The 24,659-nt window shown below is 66.3% G+C and carries 17 protein-coding genes; 7 read left to right on the top strand and 10 right to left on the bottom strand.

All coding sequences use genetic code 11. The annotated features are described in order from the left end of the window. Position 1 precedes the first annotated feature (1 nt). Positions 2-1,900 carry a hypothetical protein gene (locus C5C07_RS16235; RefSeq protein WP_115805563.1) on the top strand — a complete coding sequence of 633 codons (1,899 nt, stop codon included), beginning with the start codon at positions 2-4 and terminating at the stop codon, positions 1,898-1,900. A 33-nt stretch (positions 1,901-1,933) separates the two neighbouring features. Here C5C07_RS16235 and C5C07_RS16230 read toward each other — a convergent pair whose 3' ends face one another. After that, positions 1,934-2,290: a hypothetical protein gene (locus C5C07_RS16230; protein WP_008097251.1), complete on the bottom strand. Its 357-nt coding sequence runs from the start codon at positions 2,288-2,290 to the stop codon at positions 1,934-1,936. 66 nt (positions 2,291-2,356) lie between these two features. Further along, the gene (locus C5C07_RS16225) at positions 2,357-3,379 is read right to left on the bottom strand and encodes an LLM class flavin-dependent oxidoreductase (RefSeq protein WP_008097253.1); all 1,023 of its coding nucleotides are present in this window, start codon (positions 3,377-3,379) and stop codon (positions 2,357-2,359) included. A 345-nt stretch (positions 3,380-3,724) separates the two neighbouring features. Between C5C07_RS16225 and C5C07_RS16220 the strand changes: the two genes are divergently transcribed. Together C5C07_RS16220 and gdhB are read left to right on the top strand one after the other, a co-directional pair. Next, positions 3,725-4,903 (top strand): M24 family metallopeptidase, encoded by a 1,179-nt coding sequence (locus tag C5C07_RS16220; protein ID WP_008097255.1) that lies wholly within the window; start codon positions 3,725-3,727, stop codon positions 4,901-4,903. A gap of 26 nt (positions 4,904-4,929) precedes the next feature. Further along, positions 4,930-6,237: a glutamate dehydrogenase GdhB gene (gene gdhB / locus C5C07_RS16215; RefSeq protein WP_199514459.1), complete on the top strand. Its 1,308-nt coding sequence runs from the start codon at positions 4,930-4,932 to the stop codon at positions 6,235-6,237. 81 nt (positions 6,238-6,318) lie between these two features. On the opposite strand, the gene C5C07_RS16210 is transcribed toward gdhB, so the two are convergent. After that, positions 6,319-9,453, bottom strand: coding sequence for an FAD-binding and (Fe-S)-binding domain-containing protein (locus C5C07_RS16210; protein ID WP_115805562.1), 3,135 nt, complete (start codon positions 9,451-9,453; stop codon positions 6,319-6,321). Between the two features lie 6 nt (positions 9,454-9,459). After that, positions 9,460-10,428 (bottom strand): D-2-hydroxyacid dehydrogenase, encoded by a 969-nt coding sequence (locus C5C07_RS16205; RefSeq protein WP_049968805.1) that lies wholly within the window; start codon positions 10,426-10,428, stop codon positions 9,460-9,462. A 127-nt stretch (positions 10,429-10,555) separates the two neighbouring features. Between C5C07_RS16205 and C5C07_RS16200 the strand changes: the two genes are divergently transcribed. Then, on the top strand, positions 10,556-11,863 hold the full coding sequence (locus C5C07_RS16200; RefSeq protein ID WP_115805561.1) for an amidohydrolase: 1,308 nt from the start codon (positions 10,556-10,558) through the stop codon (positions 11,861-11,863). Next, the gene (gene ilvA / locus C5C07_RS16195) at positions 11,860-13,158 is read left to right on the top strand and encodes a threonine ammonia-lyase (protein ID WP_115805560.1); all 1,299 of its coding nucleotides are present in this window, start codon (positions 11,860-11,862) and stop codon (positions 13,156-13,158) included. The genes C5C07_RS16200 and ilvA overlap by 4 nt, the downstream gene beginning before the upstream one ends. 75 nt (positions 13,159-13,233) lie before the next feature. Here the strand turns inward: ilvA and C5C07_RS16190 are convergent, their stop codons facing one another. Next, positions 13,234-14,592, bottom strand: a complete 1,359-nt coding sequence (locus C5C07_RS16190) for an aminotransferase class III-fold pyridoxal phosphate-dependent enzyme (protein ID WP_115805559.1) — start codon at positions 14,590-14,592, stop codon at positions 13,234-13,236. 185 nt (positions 14,593-14,777) lie between these two features. After that, positions 14,778-16,412, bottom strand: a complete 1,635-nt coding sequence (locus C5C07_RS16185) for a BCCT family transporter (RefSeq protein ID WP_115805558.1) — start codon at positions 16,410-16,412, stop codon at positions 14,778-14,780. A 440-nt stretch (positions 16,413-16,852) separates the two neighbouring features. Here C5C07_RS16185 and C5C07_RS16180 point away from each other — a divergent pair, with 440 nt between their 5' ends. After that, positions 16,853-17,506: a hypothetical protein gene (locus tag C5C07_RS16180; protein WP_008097264.1), complete on the top strand. Its 654-nt coding sequence runs from the start codon at positions 16,853-16,855 to the stop codon at positions 17,504-17,506. A 63-nt stretch (positions 17,507-17,569) separates the two neighbouring features. Here C5C07_RS16180 and C5C07_RS16175 read toward each other — a convergent pair whose 3' ends face one another. Together C5C07_RS16175 and C5C07_RS16170 are read right to left on the bottom strand one after the other, a co-directional pair. Continuing rightward, positions 17,570-17,956: a Rid family detoxifying hydrolase gene (locus C5C07_RS16175; protein ID WP_115805557.1), complete on the bottom strand. Its 387-nt coding sequence runs from the start codon at positions 17,954-17,956 to the stop codon at positions 17,570-17,572. 18 nt (positions 17,957-17,974) lie between these two features. Beyond that, positions 17,975-19,354: an aspartate aminotransferase family protein gene (locus tag C5C07_RS16170; RefSeq protein WP_008097269.1), complete on the bottom strand. Its 1,380-nt coding sequence runs from the start codon at positions 19,352-19,354 to the stop codon at positions 17,975-17,977. 158 nt (positions 19,355-19,512) lie between these two features. Here C5C07_RS16170 and C5C07_RS16165 point away from each other — a divergent pair, with 158 nt between their 5' ends. Beyond that, on the top strand, positions 19,513-21,180 hold the full coding sequence (locus tag C5C07_RS16165; protein WP_115805556.1) for an aldehyde ferredoxin oxidoreductase family protein: 1,668 nt from the start codon (positions 19,513-19,515) through the stop codon (positions 21,178-21,180). Positions 21,181-21,249: 69 nt separating this feature from the next. Here the strand turns inward: C5C07_RS16165 and C5C07_RS16160 are convergent, their stop codons facing one another. Both C5C07_RS16160 and C5C07_RS16155 read right to left on the bottom strand, forming a co-directional pair. Continuing rightward, positions 21,250-22,047 (bottom strand): IclR family transcriptional regulator, encoded by a 798-nt coding sequence (locus tag C5C07_RS16160; protein WP_115805555.1) that lies wholly within the window; start codon positions 22,045-22,047, stop codon positions 21,250-21,252. A gap of 654 nt (positions 22,048-22,701) precedes the next feature. After that, positions 22,702-23,505 carry an inositol monophosphatase gene (locus C5C07_RS16155; RefSeq protein WP_115805554.1) on the bottom strand — a complete coding sequence of 268 codons (804 nt, stop codon included), beginning with the start codon at positions 23,503-23,505 and terminating at the stop codon, positions 22,702-22,704. Positions 23,506-24,659: the final 1,154 nt, after the last annotated feature.

The following is a 24,659-nucleotide window of genomic DNA, read 5'->3' as shown; positions in this document are numbered from 1 at the left end:
CGTGAGCGGCCCGGACGACGCGGACGCGCTCGACTGGACTCCGGAGCAGTCGCCCGAACTGATTCTCGCCGACGCGACCCGGTGCCGCCGCCTCGTCGACGAGACGGAAGCCGACCGCGACGCGACCGACTTTGACACGGACGACTTCGACGAGGTCGACTTCGAGCGCCTCGAACGCGGCGACCGCGTCCTCTGTCTCCCCGGCGAGGGCCTGCCCGTCCACGGGGTCGTCCGAGAGGTTCGCCGTTGGAGCCCCCGCTCGTCGTCGTTTGTGCGCGACACAGCCGCCGACTCCACGACCGTCGAGCGCATCTCGACCGACGAGGACGACGGCCCGCGAACCGACGAGCGTCCGGTCGCCGTCGGCGACGAGGTCGAAGCCGGCGACCGCCCCACCGAGACGGCGCTGGTGGTCGAGTACCGCCCGTCGCGAGCGGGCCTGCTCCCGATTCCGCTGTCGCTCGCCTCGCTCTTTTCGGCGAAACTTCTCGGCACGCTCTCGCCGCGGCTCTCTCAAGTCCTCGGCCGGTTAGTCATCGTCTTCGTGGTTGTCGGCATCGTGCTGGTCGGAACCGGCTTGGCCGCCCCCGGAAGCATCGACCGCTTCCTCGACGACAGCGGCGTCAACGACGCGCTCTCCGACCTCCGAGGTGACGGTGACCCCGAGCCGTCGCCGCCGGAGGTCACCGTGACGCCGCCTCCGCAGACATCGGACGCCCCGTCCGACGAGACGAACCAGTCCGGCGACACGCCGACACCAACGCCCACGCCAACCACGAGTGCGACGTCTACGCCGGCCACGACGACGGACCCCAAGTCGACGGAGACGCCGGCGCAGACATCGACACCGGCTCCACCAACGCCGTCGCCGACGTCCGCGCCGACGAGCACTCCCGAGCCGACCACTACGGCGCGCTCTACGGGCAGCGGAGGTGGTGGCGGTGGTGGCTCCGGTGGCGACAGCCAAACGACGACCGCGACCACGGCCGCATCGTCGCCCGCGCCCGACCCGACGCTGACGGTCGAGGCCGCCGACCCACCGACGGTCCGAAGCGCCGACGGAACGGTCGGGACGCTCAGCGGCCCCGTGACCGGATCGCTCTCGTGGACCGGCGCGGTCGACAGCGTGGTTCTCGTGGTGAACACGTGGGCACCGGACGACGGCTGGCAGGAGGAGCGACGCGTCACCAGCCGGGGGTCGAGTCCCGTGGACGTCGCCGACGCGCTCGGCTCCGACGTGACCTACGCCGACGGCGACCGAACCGCGGGCTTCGCCGCCAGCGACGACGGCGAGACAGCCGTCACGACTGGCTACGTCTCCGTGACTGCGGTGTTCTTCCGCGGTTCGACCGAGGTCGCCCGAACCGAGGAGACCGCGTCGTTCGACGTAACCGTCGAAAACACCGCCGGGAGCGCCCCGGAGGGCGTCGACCTCGAACTCGGCTCCGGCGGGGCCGGCGTCTCGCTTCTCGACACGCAGTCGGTCGCGCCCGGCTCCGCGGGCAACTCGACGGGGACGCTCACCAACCGCGGGCGCGACCCCGGCGTGTTGACGCTGGATTCGATGCCGTTCGACTCCGCCGAAAACGGCCGCTCCGGACCTGAACTGTCGGTCGATTCGACGGGCGGAGCCGACGAGGGTGAACTCCACGAGGCGCTCGCCGTCCGACTTCGCGTCGAGCGGGCGAACGGGACGAGCGCCTACGTGCTTGGCGACGAGACGACGTATCTCGACTTCGCCGACGTGTGGAACGAGTCCGTCACGCTCGGCCGACTCGATGGCGGGGAATCCCTGTCGCTCGTCGTCGAGTGGCGGATTCGGGAGTCGGCAGGCAACGAGATACAGACCGACAGCGTCGACGTGGAGTTCGTCTTCACGCTCGAACAGGCGACCGACTGAGCGGGTTGCGACACGTTTTCTCCTGGCCCCCCTTCACCCGACGAAGAGTCTGAGGTTGAACGCCGTGGCGAACGCCCCGATGACGGAGAGCGTGACCGGCGGCAGGTAGTACAGCACCTTATCGCCCACGCGAGCGCCGTAGACGCAGATTCCGAGACAGAGGAAGAAGACCGCGAGCTTCGGGAGGACGAGCCCCCAATGGCCGAGGGCGTCCGTGCTCGCCACGAGCAGGGCGTTCGCCTCGTCGAACCGGCGCTCGTAGTAGAGGATAGTGAGCGTCGTGACGATGTCGCCGACGCCGTAGGTTGCGAGCGCGATGAGCCAGAGGAGCGAGAACTCCCGCGCCTCGAAGGGCGTGTCCTTGAGTCGGAGATACCGTACGCGTGACACACTCTCCATTTCGGGGACCGCAATATGAATTATCCGGGCCGACGGACTGTCGCGGAAGCTGACGCGTCAGACGAGCCCGACGCCCTCGGCGAGCAGTTCGTGCGAGCGGAGGCCGTCTTCGTGGTCGCCGACGACGTGCTGAATCATCATCTCGTCGGCTCCGACGCGTTCGGCGAGCTGGTCCAACAGCCCCGAAACCGTCTCGGGACTGCCGGAGATGGCTCGCGGCCACTCTTTCGCCCCGAGCGTCGCGGGCGTGGGTTCGGGGACGCCGCCGAGCTCGTCTATCGCCTCCTCGACGGTCGGTCTCGTCCCGACCTCGCCGCGACGCATCCGCTTGTACGTCGCCTCGGCCACCGCGCGGAGCCGCGCCGCCTCCTCGTCGGTCTCGGCGCAGACCGCGTTCACCGCGACCATCCCGTGGGGTTCGTCGATGCCGCCGGCCAGTGGCGACGCCCGGAAGCTCTCTCGGTACTCCTCGAAGGAGTGGACGGCGAACTGCGGTCTGATGAAGCCCGCGAAACAGTAGGGCAGCCCGAGTTCGCCCGCGATGGTCGCGCTCGACGGACTCGACCCGAGCACCCACGGAACTGGCGGATCGCCGTTGCCTCGCGGAATTTCGAGGTCGGCGTAGGGGTGTTCGTCGGGGTAGTCGTCGTAGAGGTGGTTGACGACGGCCTCGACCTTCTCGGCGTGGTCGCCGTCAGGGTCCTCGACGTGCCGGTCCGTCCCGAGCGCCTGGTCCGAGGCGGGCGACCCGTTCGCCCGGCCGAGCCCAGCGTCGATGCGACCGGGAGCGAGCCCGTCGAGCGCGCCGAACTGCTCTGCGACCTTGAACGGGCTGTAGTGGTTGAGCAGCACCGCGCCGGAGCCGAGCCGAATCGAGTCGGTCTCCGCGGCGAGGTGGCCGAGCAACACCTCGGGGGTCGTTCCCGCGAGGGTGCTCGCCATGCCGTGGTGTTCGGCGACCCAGAAGCGCGAGTAACCCAGTCGCTCGGCTTGCGCGGCGGCCTCGACGGTGTTCGCGTAGGCGTCGGTCGCGGTCCCGCCCCGCGGAACCGGGGAGAGGTCGACGATAGAGAGGTCCATACCCCGCCTCCGAGACTGCGAGGAATAACGATTGGGCTCCCAGCAGATGCGTACTGTTCTCGGTGGGTCGGAGGGACATTAGTATTGTTTATATAGTACCTTATTACATGTTTGAATATCTTGAAAAACTCGAATAATCTAGATTATTTAAGCAGTTATGCATTTTAAGGCATCCTACGTGGGATATATGGATAGAAGACATCTATAGTTATCTGGGTCGGACTGTGTTCTTGTACTATCTACCCATTATAATCATCTCCCGAGCCGTCGGCGTACACAGAATTCGTGACCATGGTCCACAAAAAATTTTTACGGGCCCTATCCGATGGTTCGATAGAGGTTCCCATGCCAAGAGCCGTATTCGACAGCGCCGAGTACGACAGACGCATCGCCCGGACCAAAGAGCGGATGGCCGAACGCGGGCTGGACGCGCTCTTCGTGAGCGACCCCGCGAACATGAACTATCTCACCGGCTACGACGGGTGGTCGTTCTACGTCCATCAGGGGGTCGTGGTCACGCGGGACCGCGACGAACCCGTGTGGGTCGGTCGCGACATGGACGCCAACGGCGCGCGCGCGACGACCACGCTGAGCGAGGAGAGCATCCGGCCGTACAGCGACGACCACGTGCAGTCGCCCCACGACCTCCACCCGATGGACTTCGTCGCGGCCGTGCTGGAGGACCTCGGCGTCGACGACGCGCGCGTCGGCCTCGAGATGGACGCCTACTACTTCACCGCGAAGTCCTACACGCGCCTGCAGAAGAATCTCCCCGAGGCGAGTTTCGAGGACACGACGCTCCTCGTGAACCGGGTGCGCATCAAGAAGTCCGACGCCGAACTCGACTACATGCGCGAGGCGGCCCGCATCTCCGAGAACGCGATGCAGGCCGGCCTCGACGTCATCGAGGAGGGCGTTCCCGAGTACGAGGCCGCCGAGGCCATCTACTCGGCGCTCATCGAGGGCACCGACGACTACGGCGGCGACTACCCGTCTATCGTCCCGCTGATGCCCTCGGGCGACCACACGGGGACGCCGCACCTCACGTGGACCGACCGCGAGTTCGAGGACGGCGACCCGGTCATCATCGAACTCTCCGGCTGTCGGCACCGCTACCACTCGCCGCTCGCCCGGACGACGTTCGTCGGCGACCCCCCGGAAGAGCTGTCCCGGCGGGCCGACATCGTCGTCGAGGGGATGGAAGCCGCCCTCGACGCGGTCGAACCCGGCGTGACCTGCGAGGCCGTCGAGAAGGCGTGGCGCGACACCATCGCCGAGTACGGCATCGAGAAGAAAGACCGCATCGGCTACTCGATGGGGCTCGGCTACCCGCCGGACTGGGGCGAGCACACCGCGAGCCTCCGCCCCGGCGACGAGACGGTGCTCGAAGAGAACATGACGTTCCACACCATCCCCGGCCTCTGGTTCGACGACTTCGGCGTCGAACTCAGCGAGACGTTCGTCGTCACGGCCACTGGGGCGGAACCGCTGGCCGACTTCCCCCGCCGGCTATTCACAACTTAATTATGACTCCGGGTCACAGCCCTCATATGATGACCGAAGATGGCAAAAATCGAAACGGCGAAGCGGTCGCCGACGGCGGCTCGGAGTCCGAACCCGAATCGGCGCTGGCGACGGCGCGCAGGCAGCTCGAACGCGCGGCGAGCCACGCCGACGTCGACGACGGCGTCGTCGCGCGCCTGAAGCACCCGACACGAGTCCAACAGGTGTCGGTCCCGCTCCGCCGCGACGACGGCTCCCTCGACGTGTTTACTGGCTTCCGCGCGCAGCACGACGACGTGCGCGGGCCGTACAAGGGCGGCCTCCGCTACCACCCGGAAGTGACCGCCGACGAGTGCATCGGGCTCTCGATGTGGATGACTTGGAAGTGCGCCGTGATGGACCTCCCGTTCGGCGGCGGCAAGGGCGGCGTCGCGGTCGACCCGAAGACGCTCTCTGACGAGGAGCGCGAGCGACTCACGCGACGGTTCGCCGAGGAGATTCGGAACGTCGTCGGGCCGAAGAAGGACGTTCCCGCGCCCGACATGGGAACCGGTCCGCAGGAGATGGCGTGGTTCATGGACGCCTACTCGATGCAGCAGGGCGAGACGACGCCCGGCGTCGTGACGGGCAAGCCGCCGGTCATCGGCGGCTCGTACGGTCGCGAGGAGGCACCCGGTCGCTCCGTCGCCATCGTCACCCGCGAAGCCATCGACTTCTACGACTGGGACATCCAAGACACCACCGTCGCAGTCCAAGGGTTCGGTTCCGTCGGCGCGAACGCCGCCCGCCTCCTCGACGAGTGGGGCGCGAAGGTGGTCGCCGTCTCCGACGTGGACGGGGCCATCTACGACCCCGACGGCCTCGACACGCAGGACGTCGAGGGTCACGACGAGCGCCCCGGCATGGTGTCGGGCTACGACGCCCCCGAGTCGCTCACGAACGAGGAACTGCTCGAACTCGACGTGGACGTGCTCATCCCGGCGGCCATCGGGAACGTCATCACGACCGAAAACGTCGACGCCATCTCGGCGGACATGGTCGTCGAGGGCGCGAACGGGCCGACGACGTTCGCGGCCGACGCCGTCCTCGAAGAGCGCGGGATTCCCGTCGTCCCCGACATCCTCGCCAACGCCGGTGGCGTCACCGTCTCGTACTTCGAGTGGCTGCAGGACATCAACCGCCGCCAGTGGTCGCTCGAACGCGTCCACGAGGAACTGGAAGCGGAGATGCTCAAGGCGTGGAACGCGGTCCGCGAACACGTCGACGAACGCGACCTGACGTGGCGCGACGCGGCGTACGTCGTCGCGCTCTCCCGCATCGGCGGCGCGAAGGAGACGCGGGGCCTCTGGCCCTGAGCGGCTGAGCGTCGAGCGAACCCCAATCGACCGACGACCCAAGGGCCGCGGTGCGGCCCGGTTTCTTTTTCGGCGCGCTTCTCAGTCAGCGACCGCTTCGGCGACCTTCTCTATCGGGTGCGGCGGGTCGTCGGCCGCGCCGTCCATGTCTTCGAGTTGGGTTCGACAGGACGCCCCGGGCGCGACGACGGTGTCGCCGCGGCTCTCGCCGATTTGGTCCGAGAGGATGCCGCCGATGGCCTTCGACAGTGAGTGGTGTTCGGCCTCGTAGCCGAAGCTCCCGGCCATGCCGCAACAGCCCGAATCGAGCGGGTCTACGTCGTAGCCGGCGCGCCGGAGGACGCCCACCGCGTGGTGGTCTTTGCGCGTCGCCTTCTGGTGACAGTGGCCGTGATACGTCAGCGTCTCGGCCGACGCTGAGGCGTCGATGTTTTCCACGAGGCGCTTCGCGTCGAGGTACTCCATGATGCCGTAGGTCTCGGCGGCGACGGTCTCAGCCGCATCGCTCGAAAGCAAGTCGAGGTAGTCCGACTGGAACATGACCGCGTCCGAGGGCTCGACGAGCACGACGCTCCAGCCGGCTTCGACGCGGGGCGCGAGCGCGTCGACGTTCGTCTCGGCGCGCGCCCGCGACCGGTCGAGGAAGCCCTTCGAGTGGGCCGGGCGGCCGGTGGCGGTCGCGTCGTCCGGAATCGAGACGTGGACGCCGGCGGCTTCGAGGACGCGGACCGCGGCCTTCCCCGCGTCGGGGTGGTTGTAGTTGGTGTAGCTGTCGGGGAACAGGAGCACCTTGTCGGTGGCTTCGGCCTCGGGGACGCGAGCGCCGCCCCGCGCCTCGAACCAGTCTTCCAGCGATTCGCGGTAGAACGTCGGGAGCGACCGCTCTCTGGCGATGCCGACGGTCTTCTCTATGACCGTCCGCGCGCCCGGTATCTTCGCCGCCCAGTTCGAAAGCGGGGCGAGCCGCGAGCCCAGCGCGTTCAGTCGGTCCACCTCGGCGAACAGGTGGTCTCGGAGGCTCGCGCCGTGAGACTGGTGGTGGGCGTGTTCGACCTCGGCTTTGAGCTTCGCCATGTCGACCTCGCTGGGGCAGTCACGGGCGCAACCCTTACAGCCGACACAGAGGTCCAGCACCTCGTGCATGAACTCGGTGTCCGTCGCGTCGGCGTCGAGGTCGCCGCTCATGGCCTGCCAGAGCATGTTCGCGCGACCGCGGGTGGAGAGCCCCTCTTCCTCCGTGGCGCGGTAGGTCGGACACATCACGCCGCCGGTGGTCGACTGGTCGCCCCGACAGCCGCCGCAGCCGTGGCAGAGTTCCGCCATCCCCTGAAAGCCGTTTTCGGTGTCCCACTCGAGTTCGGGGTCGAAGCCGGCGTCGAACTCGTAGTCGGGGTCGAACCGGAGGTTCTCGGTCATCGACACGTCGCCGCAGACCTGCCCCGGGTTGAGGAGCCAGTCGGGGTCGAACGCGGTCTTGAGGTCGCGGAAGGCGTTCCAGAGGCGGTCGCCGTACAGTTTGCGGTTCCACTGGGTCCTCGCGCGGCCGTCGCCGTGTTCGCCCGACACCGACCCGCCGGCTTCGACGACGAAGTCCGTCACCTCGTCGGCGATGGTCTCGAACGAATCGAGGCCGTCGAGCGTCTTCGTGTTGACGAGTGGGCGGACGTGCAGCACGCCCGGCCCCGCGTGGGCGTAGAAACTCGTGTTGGCGTCGTGGTCGTCGATAACCTCGCGGAACCGCTCGACGTAGCCCGGCAGTTCGTCGGCCGGCACGGCGCAGTCCTCGATGAAGGAGATGTGTTTCTCGTCGGTCGTCCGGGAGAGCAGGATGGGCGCGGCGGCCTTGCGCATCTCCCAGAGCCCCGCGCGGGCCGCCTCGTCGTGGGCTTCCAGCGCGTCGAACGCGCGGGCGTCGTCGGCGACGCCGACGCCCGAAGATGGCGTCGCCTCCGACGTCACCGAGGGTGCGCGAGCCGTCAGCAGGTCGGCGACCTTCCGCCGGCCGTCAGCGTCGGAGTCGGCGTAGAACTCGACCAGCAGGGCCGCGCGGGTCCCGTCGGGGAGCGACGCGGCCACGTCGTGGAACTCCGCGGTGTCGAGCGCGAGGTCGATGAGCACGTCGTCGATGAGCTCGACCGCCGCCGGGTCGTGGTCGAGGATGGGGGCCACGTCGGCGGCGGCGTCGAACACGTCCTCGTAGGTGAGGAGCGCGACGGCCTTGGTCTCCGGGAGCGATTCGAGCGAGACGGTCGCCTCGGTCACGACGGCGAGGGTCCCCTCGCTCCCGGCGAGCAGGCGCGCGAGGTTCACGGTCCCCGACTCGCAGTCCGGGTCGGTTCCGGTCCCGTCGGCCAGCGGGCGCTCCCCGCGGGCCTCCTCGACCAGCGCGTCGAGGTTGTAGCCCGAGACGTTGCGCTTGAGGTCCGGGTAGCGGGCGTCTATCTCCGCTCGTTCCTCGTCGAGCACGCGGACGACCTCGGCGTAGATTCGGGGGAGAAGCGGACTCTGCGGCCCGTCGGAACCCCACGCGTCGCTCTCGGGGTCGGCCTTCTCCCGGAGTTCGTCCACGCGCATCTCGTCGAAGCGGTGGACGCTCCCGTCGGCGAGGACGACCTCGCACTCCTCGACGTAGTAGTCGGTCTTGCCGTACTTCAGGGAGTGCGCGCCGGTGGAGTTGTTGCCGATAGCGCCCCCGAGGACGCTCCGGTCGCCCGCGGCGGGGTCCGGGCCGAACGTGAGACCATGGTCGGCCGCGGAGTTATTGAGGTCCGCGAGCGTAACCCCGGCCTGCGCGGTCGCCGTCGCCGCCTCGGAGTCCACCGACTGGACCCCGTCCATGTGCCGCGAGAGGTCAAGGACGACCGCCTCGTTGACGGCCTGTCCGGCGAGGCTCGTGCCGCCGCCGCGGGGGAGGACGGGAATCTCGCGGTCGGCGCAGTACTCTACGACGGCCGCCACGTCGGCGGTCGAGGTCGGCATGACGACGCCGACGGGGAGCACCTCGTACGCTGAGGCGTCGGTCGCGTACAGTTGTCGGGTGTACTCGTCGAACCGCACGCCGCCGTCGACGAGGCGTTCGAGGTCGCTCACGAGCGCCTCGCGGTCGGTATCGCCGCCGACGTAGTCGTAGTCGGCGCGCGGGTCGTCGCCGGGGTCGACTGCCGGGTCGGTCTGCTGGTCGGCGCGAGAGTCGTCGGGACGTTCCTGCGTCGCCATCGGGAGTCAGTTCGACTCGGCGGCCAGCACTTGGTTCTCCAACTCCTCGCCCTCGTCGAGTCGCCCGAGGTTCCCGGCGACGATGTCGGCGAGGCGGTCCCAGTGTTTCGGCGTGTGGCCGCCCGTGTGGGGCGTGATGAGGCAGTTCTCCAGCCCCCACAGCGGGTGGTCGGCGGGAAGCGGCTCGGGGTCGGTCACGTCGAGCGCGGCCCCGCGAATCTTGTTCGACCGCAGCGCCGACACGAGCGCGTCGGTGTCGACGATGCCGCCGCGGGCGGCGTTGACGAGCACGGCGTCGGTCGGCATCGTGGCGAACTCCGCCTCGTCGATGAGCCCGCGGGTCAGGTCGTTCAGCGGACACGCGACCACGACGTACTCGCTCCGGGAGAGCGCGTCGTGAACCGCGTCGGGTTCGAAGCCGGCGACCTCGTCGGTCGGGCCGCCCTTCGACGGCGTGTAGCGGATGCCGATAGTCTCGACTTCGAAGCCCTGCAACCGCTGGGCGACGGCCTGCCCGATGGAGCCGAGGCCGATAATCGTCACCGTGCTGTCGGTGAACTCGCCGGACTGGAAGTGCCGCCATTCGGCGCGCTCCTTGCGCCGCCAGCCCTCGTGGAGGCGGCGGGCGAACACGAGCATGTTGCCGATAGCCTGCTCGGCGATGCCGGGCGCGTGGATGCCGCCGGCGTTGGTGACGGCGACGCCGTGTTCCGCGAGCGCGTCCATCGGGACGTGGTCGGTCCCGGCGAACGTGCAGGCGAACAGTTCGAGTCGATCGGCGTGGTCCAGCAGGTCCTCGTCTATCGTGATGCCCGTGACGACGCGGGCGTCGGCGACGAGTTCGCGTTCCTGTTTCGGCGTCCGGGCGAGCGTCACGGTCCGGTCCGGGAGGCGCTCGCGGAGCGCGTTCGCGTACGATTCCATCGAAAGGCCCTCGGTCCCCTCGCGGAGGACGACGATGTCTGTCTCGGTCATGGTGTGAGTCGCGCGTCGCGGGCGCGGTTGCTACATCGATTGGGTGATGTTCCCTTAGTCTTTTTGTGTAGCCGGTGTCCACGGATACCGTTTATGCTTAAGTGGGTGGCGAGTGGTACGTGTACGCATGGCCGACGCCGTTCGAGCGCGACTAGCGGAGCTTCGCAGAGACCTCCACCGCCACCCCGAACCCGGCTGGTGCGAGTTCCGGACGACCGCGCGGCTCGTCGAGGAACTGCGCGCCATCGGCGTGGACGAACTCGCCGTCGGCGCGGACGCTTACGACCCCGACGACCGGATGGCCGTTCCGAGCGACGACCGACTCGACGAGTGGTACGACCGGGCGCTCGACAGCGGGGTCGACCCGGACCTCCTCGAACCGCTCCGCGGCGGGACGACCGGTTGTGTCGCCGTCCTCGACCGCGGCGAGGGGCCGACGGTCGGCCTTCGGGTCGACATCGACGGGCTGTTCATCGAGGAGTCGGACGACGCGGGCCACGACCCCGCCGCCGAGGGCTTCCGCTCGGAGACGGGCGAGACGATGCACGCCTGCGGCCACGACACCCACATGACGTGGGGGCTGGCGACGCTCGAAGCCGTCAAGGAAAGCGACTTTTCGGGTCGGCTCGTCGTGTTCTTCCAGCCCGCGGAGGAGATCTCGGGGGGCGGCGCGCCTATGGCGAAAAGCGAGTACGCCGCCGGTATCGACTACTTCTTCGCGGTCCACGTCGGCCTCGACCACCCGACGGGGGAGGTCGTCGCCGGTATCGAGAAGCCGCTCGCCATGTGCCACATCGACGCGGAAATCGAGGGGACGACCGCCCACGCCGGCAAGGAACCGGAAGCCGGCGCGAACGCCATCCACGCGCTCGGCACCGCCATCGAGAGCGTCTACGGGATTCCGCGGCACTCCGACGGGATGACCCGCGTCAACGTCGGTCGGGTCGAAGGCGGCACCGCGAGCAACGTCATCGCCGACGAGGTCGAAGCCGTCGCCGAGGCGCGCGGCGAGACGACCGAACTCATGGAGTACGCCAAGTCCGAACTCCGCCGGCGGTTCGAGAAGGCCGCCGAACTGCACGACTGCGAAGCGACGGTCGACGTGGTCAGCGAGAGCCCGCGGGCCGACAGCGACCCCGAACTCGTGGAGGCCGTCGCCGACGCCGCCGAGGGCGTGCGCGGCGTCGACCGCGTCGTGCCGACCGCCGACTTCGGCGCGAGCGAGGACGCCACGTTCCTCATGGAGCGCGTCCAGCGCGACGGCGGCCTCGCATGTTACTCCATCGTCGGCACCGACCACCCGACGAGCCACCACACCGCGACGTTCGACGTGGACGAGCGAAGCCTCGAAACCGGCGTCGAAGTCCTCACGCGGTCGATTCTGTCGGTCGCCGGCGTCGAGTCGGTTCCAGAAATCGCGGGAGCGAACCGATGAGCGACGGGCGCGTCACCGGCGAGTCGGCACCCCCGGCGTCGGAAGTCGTCACCGCCGACGACGTTGCGGACGCCCACGAGCGACTCGACGGCGTGGTCCACCGGACGCCGCTCGATAGCTCGCGAACCATAGCCGACCGCTGCGGGGCCGAGCGGGTCGACCTCAAACTGGAGAACGTCCAGCGGACGGGGTCGTTCAAGATTCGCGGCGCGTACAACGCGATGGCGCAGCTCCCCGAGTCGGTGCGAGAACGGGGCGTCGTCGCCTCCAGCGCCGGCAACCACGCGCAGGGCGTCGCGCTCGCCGGCGACCTGCTCGACATCGACACGACCATCGTCGTCCCCGAAATCACGCCGGCGGTGAAAATCGACGCCACCCGCGGTTACGGCGCGGAGGTCGTCGTCGAGGGCGACCTGTACGAGGAGTCGTACGAACACGCTCTGCGACTCGCCGACGACGAGGGACTGGAGTTCGTCCACCCCTTCGACGACGCGGCCGTCATCGCCGGACAGGGGACCGTCGGACGGGAACTCGCGGCTGACGCGCCCGACGTGGATACGGTTCTCGTCTCCATCGGCGGCGGCGGCCTCATCTCCGGTATCGCCACCGCGCTGAAGGCGCGGAACCCCGACGTGCGCGTCGTCGGCGTCCAACCCGAGGGCGCGGCCCACGCCAAGCCCTCGCTCGAGGCCGACGAGATTCGCATGCTTTCGGAGGTCGATACCGTCGCCGAGGGCATCGCCGACGCGCGGCTGTTAGAGCGGACCTTCGCGGTCGTCCGCGACCGCGTCGACGACGTGGTCTCGGTCGACGACACGGACCTCGCGGTCGCCACCACGGTCCTCGCCGAGCGGGCGAAGACCGTCGCCGAACCGGCCGGTGCGGCCCCGGTCGCAGCGCTGCTATCGGGCGCGGTCGACGTCGAGGGCGAGCACGTCGCGGCCGTCGTCTCCGGCGGCAACGTCGGCCTCTCCGAACACGCCGAACTGACTCGCGTCGGGATGGAGGTGCTCGGACGCGCCGCCGAAGCGCGACTCGAACTCGACGACTGGCCGGCGGTTCTCGGCGACCTCTCCGAGGCCGTCGCCGCGTCCGGGGCCGAACTCGATAGCGTCGAGCGCGCCGCCCGAACCGCCGCCGACGAACCGAATCGGGTTCCGGTCGAGGTTCGCCTCGACGGGAGCGGTCCGGACCACCTCGCGGACGCGCTCGGCTCGCTGGCCGCGGTCGACGGCGTCGAAGTCGCTTCGCACTCGCTGGACAGGTGCGTCGGCGAGTCTGCTGACTCGGCCTGAGTAGTCCGGAAAAACGGGACAGACCGCGTCTCGGGTCCGTTTTTTCTCACGCTGTTCGTCCGGCGAAACCCACGCTCACGCGACCGCTTCGGTCGCCACGGCGTCCATCGCCTCGCAGAAGATGCCCACGCCCAGTTCGATTTCGCGCTCGGTGGAGTCGAGCGGGGGTAGGAGGCGAATCGTCTTCTTCCCGCAGCCGAGGGTGAGCAGGCCGCGGTCGAGCGCCGCTTCGACGACGGCGTCGCGGCGCTGTTTGGTGTCGAACTCGACGGCGAGCATGAGGCCCTTGCCGCGCACGTCGACCACGTGGTCGGGCGCGTCGTCGGCGAGGAGTTCCTTCGCCTGCCGGCCGCGCTCGGTCGCGTTGTCGAGCAGGTCGTACTCCTCGATGGCGTCGAGCGTGAGCGCGCCCTGCATCGACGCGAGCAGGTCGCCGCCGCCGAACGTCGACCCGAGGCGGTTCTTCTCGGTCGGGAAGACGTCGGACCTCGAGACGGTCGCGCCGACGCGGAGCCCCTTCGCGCTGGCGATGACATCGGGTTCGATGGGGTAGTGGTCGGCGGCCCACATCTCGCCCGTCCGCCCGACGCCCGACTGAATCTCGTCCACGACGAGCGGGATGTCGTAGGTGTCGCAGACGTCGCCCACCTCGGCCATGAACTCCTCGCTCGGGAAGCGGTAGCCGCCGACGCCCTGAATCGGTTCGAGAATCGCGAACGCGACCTCGTCGGGGTTGACGTGGCCGCCCTCCGGCGAGAGCGAGTTCCGCAACTGCGACCCGCCACCCGCGAAGAAGCCGCAGTCGCAAGAGTCCGCCGAACAGCCAGAATCCGAGCAGAACGGAACCGTCTCGATGCCCGCGACTTGCGGGTAGTGGCGGGTGTAGACCTCTTTCGATTTCGTGAGCGAGAGCGTCCCGAGAGTCCGGCCGTGGAAGCTCTGGTCGAAGGCGTAGCCGTACTTCGCGGGGGCCTTGTGGTCGTGCGTTATCTTCATCGCGTTCTCGACGGCCTCGGCCCCGGAGTTCGACAGGAATACCGTGTCCATCCCGTAGTGAGAGGACACGTCGGTGAGCTTGTCCATCAGGTGGCTCGACCCGGGGAACTCGGCGGTTTCGGGGTCCGGTCCCGCGCCGAAGTACATGTCTTGGCCGGCGATTTTCATCGGTTCGACGAGGTCGAACTCCCGGAGCTTCGACAGCACTTTCTCGTTGTTGTAGCCGAGCGGCGCGGCCCCGATGTGGCAGGTGAAGTCCAAGAGGACGTTGCCGTCCACGTCGGTGACGAACGGACCGTCGGCCTCGGCGGTCACGTCCCAGACGAACTCGTGGGAGTACTCGCTGGGCGCGGCGTGCTTGTGGTGGAACTCGACCCACTGCTTCGCGTTGGGTCCGGGCAGCGCTGCTGCGTCCGGTTCTGCGGTATCCCGATCCATACACAGGATTTGTTGATACCGTACATTAAAACTTGGTATCATAGGAGCTACCACACATCACGGTTCGCGGTCCGCCTCGGCGACCGCGCCGGCGGCGCTCTCGGTCGGTACGGGCCTTCGTAGAATGGAGATGACGGAGACGGGGACAGAGACGGGGACGGAACCGCGTTCGGCTGGAGTCGGCGTCAGTCGTCGTCGTGGCTGGAGACGTTCGCGGCCGGTGCCTGCCCGCCGGTCGACTCCGACTTCCCCCAGAGGTTCGTCTCGTCTTGGAGGAGCAGGCTTCCGTAGTCGTCTTGGAAGGTCCGGATGAGCCCGAGCGTCGCTATCACGCAGATGACGGCGAACGGCGCGCCCGTGATAATCGCCGCGGACTGCAGGGCGTTCACGCCGCCGACGACCATCAGGATGGACGCCACCGCGCCCTGGAGGACGGCCCAGAAGATGCGGTTGAGCGCGGACGGTTCCTTTTTACCGCCGGTCGTCATCATCGACACAGCCAGCGTCGACGAGTCGGCGGAGGTGACGAAGAACGTCGTCACGAGCACGAGGAACCCGAACAGGAGCAGCAGTCCGACGATGGGGAGATTGCCGAAGAGGACGTACCCCGAGACCGCTTCGCCGTACTCGGAGACCGGCCCGAGGACGTTCGCCGCGCCCGTGTGCTGCATGATGACGCCCGCGCCGCCGACGATAGCGAACCACGGGACCGTCGCGAGTGAGGTCGCACCGATGCCGGCGAACGCGACCTCGCGGACGCTCCGACCGCGCGAGATGCGGGCGATGAACAGGCCCGCGAAGGGCGACCACGCGAGCGGCCAGAGCCAGTAGAAGACGGTCCACGCGTTGACCCACTTACTGGCGCTGGTCGCGGTGGCCTGCGTGAACAGGCTCATCTGGAAGAAGTCGCCGATGAAGCCACCGGTCGCCTGCGTGCCGAGTTCGAGGATACGGAAGGTCGGCCCGAATATCAGCGTCGCGAGCATCAACAGGGTGAACACGACCATGTTGAAGTTCGAGAGCCGTCGAATCCCCTTGTCGACGCCCAGCACTAACGAGATGGTGAAGATGACGACCATGCCCGTGATGACGAGGATGGTTCCCACGTCGCCAAGTTGGATTCCCCACTGGAAGTTCAGGCCGGTGATGAACTGGCTTCCGATGAAGCCCAGCGAGGTTGCGACGCCGCCGAGGGTCGCGAACACGGCGAGGATATCGACGGTTTTCCCTATCGCGCCGTCGACGTTGTCCGCACCGAGAATCGGCGTCAGGACCGCCGACACGCGAAGCGGCGCGTCGTAGTTGTAGACGAAGTAGCCGATGGCGAGACCCATCACGGTGAAACACGACCACTGGGTCAGACTCCAATGGAAGATAGAGTACTGGACCGCCAGCGGCATCGCCGCCGAGGACTGGGCCTCGGCCCCGTACAGCGGCGGGACCGTCGAGTAGTGGAACAGCGCCTCCGCGGGACCCCAGAAGACGATACCCGCCGCGAGGCCGGCGGAGTACATCATTGCGAAGTACGAGAGGAAGCCGTACTCGGGGTCCTGGTCTCCGAGCTTCAGGTTACCCCACGGCCCGAAGATGACGAAGCCCAAGAACAGGACGAACCCGAGCATCGCCAACAGGAAGAACCAGTTGAACGTGGCGAGAATCCACCGGCGAATCCCGAGGACGAAGTCGTAGGAGGCCTCCGGATTGAGGCTGAACGCGCCGACGAAGAGCAGCGTTATCGCCGCGCCGAACGCGAACACCACCGGCTCGATTTCGTCGAGGAACTCACTCACGACGCCGTTTGAGGAGCTCACCGCCGACACCCCCCGTGCGTAATCGCCCCGTTCGACCCCGTCTGAACGAGACTGCCACCTCCCGACTGACTGGTCGAGGCCCGCGCCTCGAACTGTGCGCCACGATGACCGTTGCACCCGTGTGCTGTAATGTGGTCTGTCATACTATCGCTCCGACGGACACCATGCTACGTGATGTCTCACATCACGACAAGTGCAAACATTACCATAAAATTTGTGGTTATCGGTGACGCCGAGAACGAAATCCGTTTACAAACGGTCGGAAAGTCGGACGTCGACCCGCTGCAGTCGTGCGCTTTCCCCGCTGCGTAGCGCCTCGCTCCGCCCTCGACCGGTGCGTTCACACGAACTGTAGACGAGACTTCGGAATACCCCGGCTATCGCCCCGATTCGTCCGGATATTCGGCCCGTTCGTAACGCTTAATCGAATTCGTACACGCGTTCTGTATATGGCAAACGACGCCGACGGAACGGACGGCACCGACGACCTCGCCTACGCCGCCGACCGCGGCCGCGGCATCCTGACGCCGAGCGACCGCGAGTTCCTGCTCGGCCGGAAGACCGACTACACCGACCACTCGAAAAAGCAGAAGCGAAACCGGATTCGACGCCGCCTCCGCAACGCGATACTCGATTTCACCATCCTGTTCGAGTCGCTCGAAGACCGCGACCGCGAGACGGTGTTCAACCCCGACGCCGCCGACCGCGAGGCGTACACGCGGGGCATCACCGACATGCTCGCGTTCCTCCACCTCGGGACGATGGGCTACTACACCCCGTTCAAGGACATGCTCTCCGAGGGCGTCAACAAGGCCGAGCAGGAACTGGCCGGCTCCGACTACCGGATGGTCACGGTGGATTTCAACGTCGAACCGGTCGGCCAAATCGACGTCGACGCCGTCATCGACAAACTCGAACGCGGCGCGTTCGACCAGCTCACCGACGAGGAACTACAGGCGTTCGTCAGGCTTCTGGCGGAGTCAGACGACTTCTCGGCGACCGACCTGCGCGCCGATATGAAAGCCCAGATGTCCGAGTTCGTCGAGCGAATCGACGCCGCGAACGAGCGGCGCGACCGCCGAGTCGACGAACTGAACGACTGAGCCCCGGTTCGACTGGGCCGCGAATCTCCCGGGCGTCCGGGCGGCGCCGCCACGCGCTGCGGCCTACCCGAGATACGCTATCGCGTCCATCTCGACGCGAACGTCGCCGGGCAGGCGCGCGACCTCGACGCAGACGCGCGCCGGCGGCACCTCGTCGAACCGCGCGCCGTACGCCTCGTTGACCCGTTCGTAGTCGTCGAGGTCGGTGACGTACACCGTCAGTTTCACCGCGTCGTCGAGGCCGTCGCCGCCGGCCTCGGAGACGACGGCCGCGATGTTGTCGAGCACGCGGTCGGTCTGTGCTTCGATGTCGCCGTCGACCACCTCACCCGTCTCGGGGTCGACCGGGCCGTAGCCCGAGACGTAGAGCGTGTCGCCGGCGACGACGCCCTGCGAGTAGGGGTTATCCGTACGCGGGGCGTCGTCCGTGATGACTCGTTCGGGTGGCATCGTGGTGTTCGACCGTGGTTAGACTCGTTGCGTTTCGGCCGTGACCGCTTCGATGCCGTCGGTGATGACGTCGAGCGCCGTCTCCGCGAGGTCGTGGGTGAGCACGAGCGGCGGGAGCAGTCGCAGGATGTTGCCGTGCCGGCCGGCCTTCCACACCAGTACGCCGCGCTCGAAGCAGTACTGCTGGAGCGCGTCGGCCGCCTCGCCGTCGGGGTTGCCCTCGGCGTCGACGAACTCCGCGCCGATGAACAGGCCCTTCCCGCGAACGTCCACGATTCGGGGGTTGTCCTCCGCGACCTCCGAGAGCCGGCCGCGGATGTACTGGCCGAGGTCGCGGGCGTGCGCGAGGAGGTCGTGTTCCTGGATATACTCGATGGCGCGGGTGCCGGCGCGCATCCCGACGACGTGGCCGCGGTACGTGCCCGCGTGGTCGCCCGACCCCCACGTGTCGAGGTCCTCGTGGTAGATGGTCGCCGACAGCGGGAAGCCGGTCCCGCCGAGCGCCTTCGCCGAGGTCATCACGTCCGGCGTGACACCGTACCACTCGCTCGCCCACCACTTGCCGGAGCGGCCGAGGCCGCTCTGAATCTCGTCGAACACGAGGGGAACGTCGTTGTCATCGGCGATGTCGCGGAGGCCTTTCAGGAACCCCTTCGGCGGGGTGACGACGCCGCCTTCGCCCTGAATCGGTTCGACGAAGATGCCCGCCGGGTTGGCGAGGCCGCCGTAGGGGTCCTCGAAGATGGCCTTGACCTCTTCGAGACAGTGGTCGACCGCCTCCTGCGGGCCTTTACCCATCTCGACCGTGTTCGGGTAGGGTGCGTGGACCACGTCGGGGAGGAGCGGCGAGTAGTCGCCCTTGAACTTCTTGTTGCCGGTGAGGCTCATTGCGCCGCTCGTCGCGCCGTGGTACGCGCCGCGGAAGGCGACGAGACCGGTCCCTTCGGTGTTGTACTTGGCGAGTTTGATGGACGCCTCGATGGCGTCGCTCCCCGTCGGACCGCCGAAGACGACGCGGTTGTTCCCGCGCAGTCCCTCTGGCGCGATTTCGTCCAACTTCTCGATGAGGTCGAGTCGGGCCTCCGTCGGGAAGTCGACGGTGTGGACGAACTTGTCGGTCTGCTCGTGGACCGCCTCCAACACGTACGGGTTCGAGTGACCCACGTTGAGCACGCCGATACCCGCGAACATGTCGATGAAGGTGTTGCCGTCGGCGTCGCGCACCGTCGCACCCTTCCCGCTTTCGAACGCGATGGGGATGTCCTCGGGATACGAGACGGCGCTGCTGTCGATTCGCTGCTGTTTTTCGAGGAGTCGCGTCGATTTCGGCCCCGGAACGTCGCCCACGTTCGGTGCGTCGTCGAAGTGCAACTCGTGAATCGGCGGACCTGCGACCATGCCTCAACCCATGTAGAACAGTCATAAATAATTTGTCCACGCTTCTTATTGATGACGTACACAGTATTCGGTTTCGGGACTGGTATCCCGCGGTGATTTGGTTAGCGACGTAACAGTAACCACAATGGATTTGTGCGAGGCAAGTCCTTCTTTTTCTAATGTTACACGCAAAAGGTCCGCTGCTCACGGTCGACTTAGGGGACGAGACCAGTCGGACGGAAGACATCGACGAGATTCTCGAATCCTACGTCGGCGGCCGCGGGGTGGCCACCCGTCTCGCCCACGAGCGCGTCTCATTCGACGTTGACCCCTTCAGCCCGGAGAACCGCGTCTACTTCAGCACCGGTCCGATGCAGGCGTCGAACATGAGTTTCACCGGTCGCACGAACTGCACCAGCGTCTCGCCGCTGACCGGCGGCCTCTGCTCGTCGAACGCGGGCGGGTTCGTCTCGCGGAACTTCGCGGACGCGGGCTACTCGGCGGTCGAACTCACGGGCGCGAGCGACGAGTTGGTCGTCCTCCACGTCACAGACGAGGGCGTCGAGTTCGAGTCCGTCCCGGACCTCGCCGGCGCGACGGTCCCCGAGACGGTCGCGTACCTCGACGACGAACACGGCATCGAAGCCGACCGGACGATGGTCGTCGGTCCCGCCGGCGAGAATCTCGTGCGCTTCGCCTCCATCATGACGAGCGAGGAGCGCGCGTTCGGCCGCGGCGGTCTCGGTGCCGTCCTCGGGTCGAAGAACGTGAAGGCGCTCACCTTCGGCGGCGACTCCGCGCCCGACATCGAGATTCCGTCGTCGCAGATGGAGATTCACCGCGAGGCCGCCACCGACGACCACATCATGAAGCGGCAGGGGACCGTCGCCGTGCTGGACCTCGCCAACGAGATGGACGGCCTCCCGTCGTACTACTTCTCCGAGCGCCACTTCGAGGGCGCGGAGGGAATCAACGGCGACGCCATCGAGCAGAAGAAGTACAAGAAGGGCACCTGTTCCGCCTGCGCGTTCGCGTGCAAACTCCCCACGAGAGACGAGGAGGCGGGCGTGGAAACCGAGGGCCCCGAGTTCGAAGTCACTATGGCGTTCGGGTCGAACTCCGGCGTCGACGACATCGTCGAGGTGATGAAGTCGAACGAGCTGTGCGACCGCTACGGCCTCGACGCCATCTCGGCCGGCAACACCGTCGCGGCCTACCTCGCCAGCGAAGACGAGTTCGGTAACACCGACCTTATCCACGACCTCGTGGAGAAAATCGCGCTCCGGGAGGGAATCGGCGACGACCTCGCCGAGGGCATCGCCCGCGTCCACGACGACCTCGGCGTGGAGAACTGGACGGTCAAGGGGATGGACTTCGCCGCCCACGAGGGGCGGGTCCTCCACGGACAGGGTCTGTCGTACGCCGTCGCCAACCGCGGCGCGGACCACATGTACGCGGTGTTCTACTCCCAGGAGTACCCGCTCGTCGGCAAGGACGACGCCTACCCACCGGAGGGGTTCGAGGGCAAGCCCAAGCGCCTCATCGAGAAGGAAAACCAGATGGCGCTCAACGACAGCGGCATCGTCTGTAAGTTCTCGCGGGACTTCATGACTCCCGAGCGCTACGAGATGCTGTTCGGCGCCGACTTCGAGGACCTGCTGGCCGTCGGCGACCGCATCGTCACGCTCGAACGGCACTTCAACAACCAGCGCGGCTTCGACCGCGGCGACGACACGCTCCCGTACGCCGACGAGTTAGACGGGTTCGAAGCGGCGCTCGAAGCGTACTACGAGCGTCGCGGGTGGACTGACGACGGCGTCGTCCCGTCGGGCAACGTCCCGGCGTAACGCGCCCGATTGACCGACTCGCGTCGGTCCGACGAACGTTTCTCACTTCTCACTTTTCGCTTCTCGCACTCACCCTTCGTTCGCCTCGTCCGCTTGAGTCCGATATAGTTCCGCGACGCCCTGTTCGAACCGCTCGGCGGCGCGTTCGAGCAGTTCCACCTGCGTCGCCCGCGTCTCCTCGTCGATAACGTAGGCGGGACCGCTCAGATTCAGCGACCCGTACACCTCACCCCGCGGCGACTTCACGGCCTTTCCGATGGCCCAAAAGCCCTCGACCGCCTCGCCGCTGTTCTCGGCGTACCCTTGCTCGCGGACCGTCGCCAGCTCCGCGAACAGTTCCTCTTCGGTCGTGATGGAGTCGTCCGTCGCCGCCGGCAGTCCCCAGCGGTCGATGATGTCCCGCACCCGCGTCTCCGGGTACTCGGCAATAATCGCCTTGCCCGAACACGTCGTGTGGACGTGAAACGGACTGCCATCGATGAGAAATCGCGGGGAGTTCGCGAACTCGAGGTCGCCGTACAACGAGACGATGCGGCCGTGTTCTTCGACCGCGAAGTCCGCGTCCATCGACGACTCGCTGTCGAGCCACGAGACGGTCTCTTGGGCGACCCGGTAGTAGTCCTTGCGCGTTCTGACGTAGTCGCCGAGGTGGCAGAACTTCGCACCTAACTGGTACTCGTTGTCGATGTTCACGACGTAGCCGTACTCCGCGAGCGTCTTGAGGTGGGCGTGGACGGTGCTCTTCGCGAGATCCGTCGCCTCGACCAACTCGCCCATCGTCGCTCCCTCCAGTTCGAGGATGTGGTCGACGAGCGCCAGCGAGGCGGCGGTCGTCTTGAGCACGCCGGACGGGTCGTGTCTATTCATGGAGGGGAATCCACGGTCAGGGGTTAAAGATGTACCTCCGTTTGCGGGGGCCAGCCATACCGACCAGCGACCGAGACTCGATGCTGAACGCCCGGGGGTAAACGACCGGTCCTTTCTGCTCGGCGACGCAGTTGGTTCCGGAAAGTCGAACGTTTATACGTGCTCTCTGAGATTGACAATGGTTAACACACGTCTTAGAGATATTTACGAAGGATACAGGTTGGAATTATCTGTTTTCGGCGGGGGAACCGACTTGCCTCTATATACGTATTCGGAAGTTAGGAACGCCGAGTCTCCCGAGACGCGTGAGGTTCGAATTTACGGGCGAGTGAGGGCTTGAGACCGCCTCACTCGTCACGGCTTTCGGACGCGTGAACGTTTAAATGAGGTCGCGGACTGGGCGATGCCACCGAACTAACATCCGCACCACGTGTCGGCGGTCCGTGGTCTCGGCTTTCGTTCTCGGTCGGTTCACGGCGAACTCCCGTCCGTAGCCTCGTGACAGAATTATTATGTTCGTGGGGTCTCTCGGGGGTTACGTCTCTCACCGACGGGGTTTCTCCCCATCCTCATTACAGACATAACTGTGTAATTCTGATGCCCCGGCCACCCGTCACGAAGTCTGTCCGGTCGGGTGGTGGGGGGGCGGTGCCGTTATCGCGTCGCCTCGAACGCCGCCTGCGCCGCTTCGAGCACCTCGTCGTGTGCGTGTCCGTTCGACGCGACGAGACCCGGCTGACCCGGTCCCCACCTGTTTCCGTGGAGGTCGGTTACGGTTCCGCCCGCGCGTTCGACGAGGTAGGCCCCGGCCACGGTGTCCCACGCGTTCGGTTGTTCGTCGAGCCCGACGACGGCGTCTATCGACCCGTCGGCGAGGCGCGAAAGCGTCAGTTGCGTCGTCCCGAGCTTCCGCATCTCGCCGAACGTGCCGAAGATGTCTCCCGCGAGTCGCTCGATTCCCGGCCGGTCACCGTCCTGATACCGGAGCGTCGAGGAGACGAGAAACGCGCTGGTGTTCGACTCGTCGTTGACCGTGATCGGCCGCCCGTTTCGCTCGACTCCCTCTTCCGTGGCGATGTAGGTGTCTCTCGTCTCGGGAGAGACGTTCACCGCCGCAATCGGCGTCTGGTCTTTGACGACGGCGACGCTCGTCACCCACTCGCGGGCACCTCGGGTGTAGTTTTGCGTCCCGTCTATCGGGTCGATAATCCAGGCGTATCCCGACTCGGGGACGGTCTTCAGTTCGTCTTCCTCCTCGCCGACGACCGCGTCGTCGGGGAACCGCTCTCGAATCGTCGAGATAACCCGCCGTTGTGTCTCGCGGTCGACTTCCGTGACGAGGTCTATCGCGTCGCCTTTCTGCTCGATATCGAGTTTGGTTCTGAAACGCGCCGACGCGTGGTCGGCACCTCTCTCCGCGGCGTCGATTGCGACTTCCTCGCGGGGGTCCGTGTCCATAGCGACTATGTACTACACGGCGAGAAAAAGCCTCGGACAGCGGTCAAGCCTTCGCGGTCTTTTGCCGAATACGCGACGGGAGTTATAGTGGCGTTTGCAAGTCAATGCGTACTCAATCGCACGCTGTCGTGCGATTAGATGTGTAACCAGTTGCAAACGCTACTATAGCTGTCGGTTAATTTCTCTCGTGGGTGTACGTGTTCTGAGGGTCACAACGTGCCGACTCGCGGTATCTCGACCGTTCTTCCTCTTAGAACGACCATCCGCGATTCGATACGAGTACGGCACCCCCCAGAGCGGGGCTCTGCGCCCACCCGTGACCCTTCTCCCGAGGTCACGAGTTAGCGCGTGGCCGAAATCAGTCTCTGTAGCGCCTTATTCGCGACTTCACTATCTCTGTGATGAATCACCAAGCGAGGTCGCTACTTGTGGGGGTCGTGCCGAAAGGTGCGGTCGAAGGATCCGATGCATTCTGTCTTCCTGTGTGTATTGGAACTCTCGACGCAGCGGTCTCTTCAGCGCCTGAAGTCTCGGTACTCGAACGAAATCGACCGATTCTATTACTACTTACAATATTTCGTGGCTCACTGTGTTCCCGCTGAACGCCGGGACTGATGGTGAGATGGGCTGCACACCGATCATCTGTTGGAGGGTACGCTGAGACGGTCTCTCCGGCACTGTTCCCTTGACTAATTTGTGGACTGCTCTGGTTCGCCCTGCGTAAGTGGTGGCGCTGTCTATTGGTGAAATCTCAATCGACGCGGATAATCGCGGAGAACTGCCTCGTGTAACCGTTCTTCTGGCCTTTTTCTCCCGTAATACCGTCGAGCCTCTCGACAAAGCCGCGCAAAGTTCCCATCCTCCGAAGTTGTGGCCGTACCGATCCTCAATTTTGTATAGCTATATGTGATTTATTAACTCATCGCCAGCTCATCTACCAATACTACTAATCCTCGTTGTCTACTACAGACAACGATACTAGTATTCAATTCAAATATATTTCATAATCGCCGATTGTCTCGAAAATCCCGGATTCAGATTCGGATTGGTCGGCGGAGGCCCGGTTTGGGTGCTCCGGCCCGGGAGTTGTGGACCGAACAAGCAACTCGCAGGTGAGACATCGGAATGTAGTGGTTGGCTGTTCCAGTGCGTCG

This window comes from Haloferax sp. Atlit-4N, assembly GCF_003383025.1.
GTDB lineage: Archaea > Halobacteriota > Halobacteria > Halobacteriales > Haloferacaceae > Haloferax > Haloferax gibbonsii.
The sequence above is the reverse complement of the archived record's forward strand: the minus strand, read 5'-3'. Positions and strand labels throughout refer to the sequence as shown.

Coding starts and splice junctions, on each gene's coding strand:
- C5C07_RS16225 (WP_008097253.1), bottom strand. CDS start 3,379: ATGGACCTCTCTATCGTCGACCTCTCCCCGGTTCCGCGGGGCGGGACC.
- C5C07_RS16220 (WP_008097255.1), top strand. CDS start 3,725: ATGCCAAGAGCCGTATTCGACAGCGCCGAGTACGACAGACGCATCGCC.
- gdhB (WP_199514459.1), top strand. CDS start 4,930: ATGATGACCGAAGATGGCAAAAATCGAAACGGCGAAGCGGTCGCCGAC.
- C5C07_RS16210 (WP_115805562.1), bottom strand. CDS start 9,453: ATGGCGACGCAGGAACGTCCCGACGACTCTCGCGCCGACCAGCAGACC.
- C5C07_RS16205 (WP_049968805.1), bottom strand. CDS start 10,428: ATGACCGAGACAGACATCGTCGTCCTCCGCGAGGGGACCGAGGGCCTT.
- C5C07_RS16200 (WP_115805561.1), top strand. CDS start 10,556: ATGGCCGACGCCGTTCGAGCGCGACTAGCGGAGCTTCGCAGAGACCTC.
- ilvA (WP_115805560.1), top strand. CDS start 11,860: ATGAGCGACGGGCGCGTCACCGGCGAGTCGGCACCCCCGGCGTCGGAA.
- C5C07_RS16190 (WP_115805559.1), bottom strand. CDS start 14,592: ATGGATCGGGATACCGCAGAACCGGACGCAGCAGCGCTGCCCGGACCC.
- C5C07_RS16180 (WP_008097264.1), top strand. CDS start 16,853: ATGGCAAACGACGCCGACGGAACGGACGGCACCGACGACCTCGCCTAC.
- C5C07_RS16175 (WP_115805557.1), bottom strand. CDS start 17,956: ATGCCACCCGAACGAGTCATCACGGACGACGCCCCGCGTACGGATAAC.
- C5C07_RS16170 (WP_008097269.1), bottom strand. CDS start 19,354: ATGGTCGCAGGTCCGCCGATTCACGAGTTGCACTTCGACGACGCACCG.
- C5C07_RS16165 (WP_115805556.1), top strand. CDS start 19,513: ATGTTACACGCAAAAGGTCCGCTGCTCACGGTCGACTTAGGGGACGAG.
- C5C07_RS16160 (WP_115805555.1), bottom strand. CDS start 22,047: ATGAATAGACACGACCCGTCCGGCGTGCTCAAGACGACCGCCGCCTCG.
- C5C07_RS16155 (WP_115805554.1), bottom strand. CDS start 23,505: ATGGACACGGACCCCCGCGAGGAAGTCGCAATCGACGCCGCGGAGAGA.